The 9,355-nt window shown below is 60.0% G+C and carries 9 protein-coding genes; 7 read left to right on the top strand and 2 right to left on the bottom strand.

Translation table 11 applies throughout. From position 1 onward, the window contains the following. The first annotated feature begins 191 nt into the window (after positions 1 to 191). From ACP7A5_RS08655 to ACP7A5_RS08685, 7 genes are all read left to right on the top strand, one after another. Positions 192 to 1,205 (top strand): sensor histidine kinase, encoded by a 1,014-nt coding sequence (locus ACP7A5_RS08655; RefSeq protein WP_426041540.1) that lies wholly within the window; start codon positions 192 to 194, stop codon positions 1,203 to 1,205. Positions 1,206 to 1,382: 177 nt separating this feature from the next. After that, a complete protein-coding gene (locus tag ACP7A5_RS08660) occupies positions 1,383 to 2,045 on the top strand; it encodes a recombinase family protein (RefSeq protein ID WP_426041541.1) in 663 nt (220 codons plus the stop codon). 42 nt (positions 2,046 to 2,087) lie between these two features. Further along, positions 2,088 to 3,185 (top strand): hypothetical protein, encoded by a 1,098-nt coding sequence (locus ACP7A5_RS08665; RefSeq protein WP_426041542.1) that lies wholly within the window; start codon positions 2,088 to 2,090, stop codon positions 3,183 to 3,185. A 286-nt stretch (positions 3,186 to 3,471) separates the two neighbouring features. Continuing rightward, positions 3,472 to 7,419: a CheR family methyltransferase gene (locus ACP7A5_RS08670; protein WP_426041543.1), complete on the top strand. Its 3,948-nt coding sequence runs from the start codon at positions 3,472 to 3,474 to the stop codon at positions 7,417 to 7,419. A 137-nt stretch (positions 7,420 to 7,556) separates the two neighbouring features. Further along, complete coding sequence (locus tag ACP7A5_RS08675) at positions 7,557 to 8,138, top strand: chemotaxis protein CheB (RefSeq protein ID WP_426041544.1); 582 nt, start codon at positions 7,557 to 7,559, stop codon at positions 8,136 to 8,138. A gap of 169 nt (positions 8,139 to 8,307) precedes the next feature. Then, positions 8,308 to 8,517, top strand: a complete 210-nt coding sequence (locus ACP7A5_RS08680) for a hypothetical protein (protein WP_426041545.1) — start codon at positions 8,308 to 8,310, stop codon at positions 8,515 to 8,517. 81 nt (positions 8,518 to 8,598) lie between these two features. Continuing rightward, entirely contained in the window at positions 8,599 to 8,745 is a 147-nt protein-coding gene (locus ACP7A5_RS08685) for a hypothetical protein (protein WP_426041546.1), read from the top strand. Positions 8,746 to 8,838: 93 nt separating this feature from the next. Here ACP7A5_RS08685 and ACP7A5_RS08690 read toward each other — a convergent pair whose 3' ends face one another. Together ACP7A5_RS08690 and ACP7A5_RS08695 are read right to left on the bottom strand one after the other, a co-directional pair. Beyond that, positions 8,839 to 9,099 carry a hypothetical protein gene (locus ACP7A5_RS08690; RefSeq protein WP_426041547.1) on the bottom strand — a complete coding sequence of 87 codons (261 nt, stop codon included), beginning with the start codon at positions 9,097 to 9,099 and terminating at the stop codon, positions 8,839 to 8,841. Positions 9,100 to 9,109: 10 nt separating this feature from the next. Beyond that, on the bottom strand, positions 9,110 to 9,355 hold a 246-nt coding region (locus ACP7A5_RS08695), incomplete at its 5' end, for an integrase core domain-containing protein (RefSeq protein ID WP_426041548.1).

Here is a 9,355-nt window from a genome sequence, read left to right on the forward strand (position 1 = left end):
TGCGATCCGAAGCAGACCCGCCGGATGTCTGAAACGGGTGGATAGGCGACGTCAGCTGGGAGCGATCACAAGTTGATCAAGGGCGCTCCCTCGCCGCAGGAGTTGTCGTATCGGCAGGTTGCGGGAACGGATGGTCGTCGACTACGGTTCTGGTCCAGCCTGGCGCATGAGCTATGGGCGAGCACCAATCCATGAAAACGATAAAGCCAGCGAACGCTCCGGACCGTCCGGTGTGGGATGATCAACACTTGCGTCTGGGGGTAGAGGCCGCTGGCGTAGCTCTCTGGTCGTGGAACGTCGATACGGATCGCCTTACGATGGATCAGGCGGGATACGACCTTTGGGACTTGCCCACGACCACCGAAGTCACCTTTGAAGATCTGTCCGCCCACATCCATCCGGCTGACCGGGACAGGGTTAGAGCCGGTTTCAATGCGACCCGGGGCATCGTCGGGCCTTACGAGATCGATTTCCGCATCTTGATCAACAAGGAGGTCCGCTGGGTGTCTGCTCGGGGACGTGGCGATGATGAGGGCATCCGCGATCGAGTAATGTTCGGGATTTTTCTGGACGTCACGGGCCGGAAACAGGCCGAGGAAGCCAACGAGTTGTTGGCGGGCGAGATGAGCCATCGGGTCAAGAACCTCATCACAATCGCCGGGGCGCTCACGACTATGACGTCGCGGTCAACCGAGACTAAGGAAGAGATGGTCAGCGATCTCACGCACCGGCTCGCCGCGTTGGGACGCGCGCATGATCTCGTTCGACCTGTCCCTGGGCAAACTGAAAACGTAGCTCTTCTCGGTGACCTGCTCTCTGTCCTGCTGACGCCCTACAATGATCTGGGGGCCTTCAGCGGGCGCGTTCGGGTGGCCGTGCCCAGAATGGGGATTGGGGAAGTCTCGGCGACCAACTTGGCATTGGTGCTGCATGAACTGGCGACCAACTCTGTCAAATACGGTGCGCTTTCGGTGCCGACTGGGCTTCTCGATGTGGCCTGCCAGATCGACGGAGACGAGGCGGTCATCGTTTGGACCGAACGGGGCGGGCCTCCATGCATCGCTCCAACGTCCACAAGCGGCTTCGGGGGCAAGCTCTTGAACCGCATAATGACCCATCAGTTTGGCGGCTCGATCGCCTATGATTGGCCCAGCGAAGGGGCCATTGTGACGCTTCGCCTCAAGGCTACGCGGTTGGCTCTTTAGGCGTTTCGAGACCAGCAAGCACCCAGCCGCCGGATGTCAGCTCTGGGTCGGATTGCGACATAGGCACCAAGCCGGAAAGCCGACATTCCGGTTCGGTGCAATCAACAACACTTCCCTGTCCGGTGTCATCCGCTACGCCTTGGAACGCACATACCAACATAAACTTGTTCCAGCCTCATGCCCCTCGTCGCCTACACCCGCGTCTCGACCGGAAAACAACAGGCGTCCGGTCTTGGCCTTGAAGCCCAGCAGGAGGCCATCGACCGGTACGCTGAGCGGACAGGTGAACCCATCATCGGCGTTTTCACCGAGGTCGAGAGCGGCGCAGTTCGAGACCGTCCCCAGCTCGCCGCCGCGTTGGATCTCTGCCGGCGGAAGAAGGCCGTGCTGCTGATCGCCCGGCTTGACCGGCTCTCCCGGTCGCTCGCGTTCATCGCCCAACTTCTGGAAGCCGGGGTCGATGTCCGGGCGGCGGACGTGCCCGAAGCAAATAGGCTAACCCTCCAGCTCCTCGCGGTCTTCGCCGAACACGAACGTCAAATGATCCGCGACCGAACGAAGGCGGCCCTTGCAGCGGCAAAGGCCCGAGGGGTCCGCCTCGGTGCTCACGGCGCTGTTCTCGCTGCCGCCCATCGACACGAAGCCCAACTCTTCGCGGAAAGCCTGAGATGCTCCGTCGACGAGCTTCTGGCCGGTGGGCGCAAGACGACAAGGGAACTCGCCGACGGTCTGAACGGTCGCGGTGTCCTGACCCGTGAGGGAGGGCGCTGGCATCCCGCCACCGTGTCCCGAGTGCTCGTCCGATTAACCGGCTCGGACCCCTTCCCTGTCGAGCCATGAAATCCACGCTCGGGAGATCAATCACGATCTTCGGAGCCTGCGGTGCACCTGCCAGCCGAACCAATGCCGATCCAAGAGGCTTTTGCCTGGACGGCGCAACGAGCGGTCCTGAAGCCGCAACCCACCCACGTCGATCCGGCGGACAAGTTCATCATTCGAAGCAGCTACCAGAAAGCAGTCCGGAGAGGACAGGTCGAACGCGCTGTCGATATGGCCCTGGCTCTCCATCGGATCGACAGCCGATACGTCTGGAGGGCCATTCTAACGGTGGCGCTCGAAGACGTTGGTCTCGGATCACCGGACGCAGTCTGGTTCGCCACCCACGCCCAGTCGTCCGTTTTTCGTCGGGCGGTCGGGGAGCTGCCGCTGCTCATCGCCCTAACCCGAGAGATGGCGAGTTCCATCAAGAGCCGGGCGGCCTGCGAACTGTCTTTCGTGGTCGATACGGGGGAGCCCGAGATTTTCCGGCACTTTGCCACCATGACCACCGAACACCTGTTGCGCCGGTTCGCCGCTGACGATCTCTATGAGGCCTATGCTGCGATATCGGTTCTCCGGGGTGTCGTACCCACCGGATATCGGGCTCGACAGCCCGACCCAGCCGGCATCCTCGCGGCTATCGAAATCATGGATGACCAAGCGTCGGGGCGAACCGCGCAAGCAGCTAAATCCGCCCTGCGCCGGCCTCTCGACAATATGGCCATGGGGTACGTGGTGCTTTCTCGGCTGACCGTCGATCCGGACCACCTCGAACTGCTGCAGGACCAACCTCCCGAAAGCGTTCTGATCCGGGGCTATCCCAGCGAGGCGTACGATCAACACGAGCGTACCGGCAGGAGGGCGATCCGGGCATTCGGCTCTCGTCTTCTGCAGTCGCAGCCGGAGCTGAACAGCATACCCCGACAGTCATTCCTTGCGGCCTTGGCCGACGCGTTATTCGTTGTGGAAGGTCAGGCGCTGGACCGTTGGATCGCTGATGCACCATTGGCGAGGCTTCGGCACGAAGCTGACGTCTTCACGCTGAGCCGCCATGGTCTGAGGCCCGATCAAGCGGCCGTTCTTGCCGGGGCCGTGAGGGATTGCGTCGACGATTTGAACGCCTGCCGGCTATCGGCTGCGCTGGAGAATACGGCTGGCTGACTAGACGCCGTCAGGCATTGGTTTCGGCCTGTGACGGGTAGGTTTCCACCTCCGTCGACTTAGGTGACGTTCGGTCGCCGCGCGCGTGACAAACGTCCGCTTTCAGGCCAGAAGCCAATAGCCGATCTCGACCCAATGCGGACACGCAGACCTAGGGGAACTGTCAGGTCCACTCCTGACTCCGAGGCGGCTATGGAAACGCCCCCTTCCGGCGGATCGGCCTTTGGGCAGTAATTAGACCCAATCCGAACAAGGTCATTGCGCTAGTCAAAATGGTGGCCGACTGATGGGCATGGCCAAGCCACGGGCAACTGCACGGCGTAAAGCTGCGAAGGCTGAGCCTTCAGCGGCAAAAGCTACGCTCGGTGATGGCCTTGTCGACGGCGGAACCGAGCTTTCTGGACACCTGATCGTGGGCATCGGCGCCTCGGCGGGCGGGCTTGACGCGTTCCGAGCGTTTTTCTCGCAGATGCCGGTCGATAGCGGCATGGCCTTCGTCCTGGTTCAACACCTGGACCCGGACTACAAGAGCGCCTTGGCCGAAATCATTGGTGAGTGCACCGCGATGCCCGTGTCGCAGGCCTCGGACGGAACGGTCGCCGCGCCGAACACCATTGCCGTCATTCCCGAGAATGCCATCCTGAGGATCGAGGGCGGCGTCTTGCGGGTCGCTCCTCCTGAGAGCCCAACGGCGCGGCGGTCGTCCATCGACACCTTTCTTGTCTCCCTTGCCGAAGATCAGGGTGAAAACGCTGTCGGGATCATCCTGTCAGGCTTCGGGAGCGACGGGACCTTGGGAATTGAGGCGATCAAGGAGGCGGGAGGCCTGACCCTCAGCGAGGCAGCGTTCGACCACCGCGCGAAGTTTGGGATGCCACAGAGCGCCACCGCCGGCGGCTTCGTCGACTACGTCCTTCGGCCCGAGGAGATGCCAGCACGCCTGTTGGAGCATCAAAATTTCAAATCCCGAGGGGGCGCTCATGACCTCAACGAACCTATCGGTCCCTCCGGCCGCGCCAACCACCTGACGACCATCTGCGCGGTGCTGAACAGTCGGCTGGGTCGAGATTTTGGGCAATACAAGTCCAGCACGCTGATGCGCCGAGTTCGTCGGCGAATGCAGGTGCTTCATATCGAAGACTCTGTGGAATACATCGCCCAACTGCGAAGTTTGCCGAATGAACCTGAGCTTCTGTTTCGGGAAATCCTGATTGGGGTAACCCGGTTTTTCCGTGACCCAACCATGTTCGAGGCCTTGGCCACGACCGTCTTGCCGGAGATAATCGCGAACGGCGGTGCTGAGGAACCGATCCGGGTGTGGGTGGCCGGCTGTGCGACGGGTGAGGAGGCCTATTCCCTAGCGATCCTGTTCTCGGAGGCGTTGGCCCGCGCGGAGTCACCACGAAAGGTCACGATCTTCGCCACCGACGTAGATGATCGGGCGGTTACGATTGCCCGGGCAGGCCTCTACAGTGATAGCATCGAAGCAGATACGACGGTCGTCCGACTGGAGCAGAATTTCTCTAGAGAAGGTCAGCGTTATCGCGTCACCAAACAGATACGCGATATGTGTGTTTTCTCTACGCACGACCTGGTCAAGGATCCACCCTTCTCGAAGCTAGATATGATCACTTGTCGCAACTTGCTGATCTATTTCGAGTCTCCGTTACAGCAACGCGTCATCGCAACCTTCCACTATGGACTCAAGACTAATTGCTTCCTTTGGCTTGGTCCTTCAGAGACGATCGCCGCGAGCGCGCGTCTGTTCAAGGTGGCCGATAAGCGGAACAAGGTGTTCAGGCGGCTCGACGTCGCCCCTCAAATTCCGCGCGTTAAGCCTAATGTCCGAATGAGCCCAGCATCCCCGCCTCAACGAAGCGCCGAAGCTGATACCATCGACGAGCAGGCGGCGCGGATGATGGCGCAATACGCTCCCGCCTATATCGTTTTCGATAGTCAGCACGAGATACAGCGGTTCTCTGGACCCGTCGAAAAATTCATGCAGCCAATGAGCGGCGGTGCCAGTCTGAACCTCTTCCGGATGCTGCACACCCAGTTGCGATCACCGGTCCGTAGCCTCATTCGAAAGGCACTCGAGCATCAACGGCCCGCCAAAGAAGCCGTCACTTTTCAGGTTGCCGGCCAAGGGCAAACGATCAACCTCATCGCCGAACCGATGATGGAGCCGGTCGAGGGGCAGCGCTGCGTATTGCTGGCGTTCCAGGAGCTGTCCACGCTCAACGCACAGGTCGGAACGCCGGATGACACCACTCCGCCTTCCGATCTCCAACATAGCGAACTCGTCGCAGCGCGGGAAAAACTGCAGACCACCACCGAGGAATTGGAGACGGCGAATGAGGAACTTCAGAGTTCAAATGAAGAATTTCAATCCGTAAATGAAGAACTACATTCGACAGTAGAAGAGTTGGAGACTTCGAAGGAGGAGTTGTCATCCATCAATGAAGAGCTACAAACGGTTAATGCTGAGTTGAACAACAGAGCAGACAGCCTTGTGCGTTCCAATAGCGATCTTGCCAATTTATTCGATAGTACATCAATCGCGACGCTCTTCCTCGACAACAAATCCCATATCCGGAGATTTACTCCGGCGGTTACTGAGATTTTCAACGTGCGTGAAGGGGACGAAGGCCGCCTCATCAGCGATTTCTCCTCCCGGCTGGCCGGCTCCGTCCTCACCCAAGATATCTTCACGGTGCTGCGGGATCTAGGTTCAATCGAACGAGAAGCGGAGTCCGAGGACGGTACCGCGACCTATTTGGTTCGCGTAAAGCCGTATCGCGACCTGAACAATGTCATCGATGGCGTCGTCATCACACTCATCGATATTTCGGACCGCAAGAAGCTGGAGCGGGACCGGGCCCACCTTGCCGCCATTGTTGCGTCTTCCGAGGACGCGATCATCAGTCACGATCTCGACGGCGCGATTACCAGCTGGAATGACGGTGCAGAAAAAATCTACGGTTACGCGGCGAGCGAGATGATCGGGCAGCCGATGTCGATGTTGCTCGACGATGTGCAGATCGACGAATGGCCGGACAATCTAGCCCGCCTGCAGCGTGGTGAGGCGATCACCAACATCGACATCAGCCGGGTAACCAAAGGCGACCGGGTCATCCACGTATCACTAAACGTCTCACCAATCCGCGGCCCGCGGGGCGTCATCATTGGAGCCTCGGCCGTGGCGCGCGACATCGCCGCACGCAAGCGGGCCGAATATGTGCTGAGGGAAAGCGAGAGCCGCCTTCAACTGGCATGTGAAGTGGCGAATTTAGGCGCTTGGGACGCCGATTTGAAAGCGGGCACGGCCATTTGGACCCCCAGGATGTTTGATATTCTTGGACTTGATCACGACTGCACGGCTTCACCAGAGCTGTTTTTCGATCATGTCCATCCGAGCGACATCGCTCGGGTTAATGTGCGGTTTAATGCGAGCACGGCGGACCGCACCCAGTTCAACGAAGATTTCCGCATCCGAAGAGCTGATGGCGAGATTCGGCATGTAGTCGGCGTGGGCCGGGTGACCGAGGAGGTTAACGGGGAGCCGAGACGAATGATCGGGGTGAACTACGACATCACGGAGCGCAAGCTTCAGGAAGAAACAATCAAGCTGCTAATGGGTGAGGTCAATCACCGCTCGATGAACTTGCTTACCGTCGTCCGAGCGATCGCTGCGCGTACCGTAGTTTCAAGGCCGGCTGATTTTATGAGGAGTTTCGATGAGCGTCTCCAAGGACTCGCAGCGAGCCAGAGAATTCTGGTCGCGAACGAGTGGAAAGCTGTGCCACTCGGCGATCTCGTTCGCTCGCAGCTTGTCCAGTTCGGCGACGAGCACGATAGTCGCGTCATGATTGACGGCCCGCCGATCGAGCTCTCGGCATCGGCGGCCCAAGCGCTCGGCATGGCGTTGCACGAGCTTGCCACCAACGCCAGCAAGTACGGCGCATTGTCCAACCAACTCGGCCAGGTGAGCGTCAGCTGGGGCCGGCATTCCGATGCTAAGGGAGTTCCAAGATTCACGATGTCTTGGGTCGAGAGCGACGGTCCGCCGGTCAAAGCCCCCTCCCGCCACGGCTTTGGCTCGACCGTAATCAGCTCAATGACCAATATGAGCCTCAGCTGCGAAGCCGAGACTGACTTCGCGCCCACCGGTCTCGTGTGGCGCATTGATTGCCCGGCTAAAAAGGTGATCGAGGGCTGGCCCGAGGCCTGCTAAACCTGCTACCTGCCCAAGCGCGTGGCACCCGTGGTTGCGCATCCTTTGTCGAGGGCGAGCTCGCGAATGCGCCTTAGACGCGAGGCGCGCTGGCACAGACGTACGGCTCTCTGTCAGTTGCATAGGTAAGCTAGGTAATGGCGAGCGATTTCCCAATCGTCTGTGTCGGCGGCTCTGCTGGCGGTCTCGACGCCTATACGCGGCTGCTGAAAAATCTGCCGGCCGACCTGGGCGTCGCGATCGTTATCGTCAATCACATCCGAACCGTTGCCACGAGGCTGCACCAAATTCTGCCGGGCTTCACGCCCATGCCCGTGGAGCTGATTTCAGACCGGCTGGTCGTCCGCCCGAACTGCGTGTTCATCATTCCGGAAAACCGCGATCTGCACGTCCTCAACGGTGAGTTCAGACTGGAGCCGATCTCGAAACCGAGGGGATGGCCCGACGTCATCACTGTCTTTCTGCGCTCTTTGACGGAGAACTGGTCTGGCAAGCTTGTCGCCGTTATCGTCTCTGGCTTCGACGGCGACGGCGCGGCGGCCTTGTGTGGTATTCGCGAGGTTGGAGGCATAACGATTGCCCAGAAGATCGATACTGCTGTCCAGCCCGACATGCCACAAAGCGCAATTGCGAGCGGCTGTGTTGATTTCATCCTTTCGCCAGAAGAAATTGCCCACGAAATCCGGCGCATTGCGGATGGGGACCCGGTGATCCGCTGAGGAGGCTGGAACCCCGCTACCGCATTTCCCAAACAGATCGCCTCGGAGTGCAGCCACGGCGACGGACTTTGGCCGCAGGCAGCTTTTCATCGTCGGGCCGATCAAACGCCCCCTTTTAAACCCGCGTTCAAGGTAGAGGATGAGGGAAGCTTGGCTGTGGAGAGGCACCGTGAAGTTCGAGCCCGTAAACGCACCAGATCAGGATCTCCGGCAGGGCATAGTGGATCTTGTCGGCCTGGGCTTGGGCCCGGCGGTCGTCGAGGTTTGCGGCACCCTGAATCTCGATGGCGGATGGATTGAGAACCTCGCGCTTGACGAAATGATCAAGCTTCACGCAAACCTACCCGGAGGGACGGTTCTGGCGGCATTCCAATGGTAGGTATTCGCGCAGGACCGACCTCTAAGGTGGGCAGCTTGGCGTCCCCTCCCCACCCGTTTGAGACATTGAGCGGGTCTGCTTTTGGGCGATCACCGTAAGGCCATGCTGGTGATCCTCGCTTCGGCTGTCGAGCGAGACATTTGGCTGCGGGCACCGTGGGAGGAAGCGAAGGCGCTTCAGCAGGCTCTGCGTGACGAGGCCCTGACCATCGTCGATCACAACAACTGAGAGTGCAGGGACGGCCACCGGCTGTCGCTATATCATCACCCCACAAGCCGGGGCTTTGACCGCCATTGAGCGTCTAAGTCGCCCTATCGGGCTTCAATCGACCTGACCCCTTCGCGGCTTCACGGCCACTTCGATCAGCTGATGGATCCAGGCTAGATCCCCTCCTGAAAACGCTGACAATCGGGCCACCAGATTGGTGAGTTCCCTACGTTTGAGAGCCCCCGACGGCAGCTCAGTAGTGAACAGCTCGGCCGGATCCACTTTCAAAGCGGCGGCTAGGCGGTCGATGCTGGAGAACTTCACCCCGGCGACACCACGCTCGACCTGAACCGCCCCGGGTTTGCCGGAGGCCATTTGGCTTAAGTTACGCGGCCAGGGGCTGTTCGGCTAGCATGGCATAGTAGGCAGCTTCGGCTTCGGCTGGCGGGATATGGCCTATGGGCTCGAGGAGCCGTCGGTTGTTGAACCAGTCGACCCATTCCAGCGTGGCGAACTCGACGGCCTCGAAGGATCGCCACGGGCCACGGCGATGAATGACTTCGGCCTTGTAGAGGCCGTTGATCGTCTCGGCCAAGGCGTTGTCATAGCTGTCGCCGACGCTGCCGACCGA

It is taken from the genome of Brevundimonas sp. TWP2-3-4b1 (assembly GCF_049897665.1).
GTDB lineage: Bacteria > Pseudomonadota > Alphaproteobacteria > Caulobacterales > Caulobacteraceae > Brevundimonas > Brevundimonas subvibrioides_B.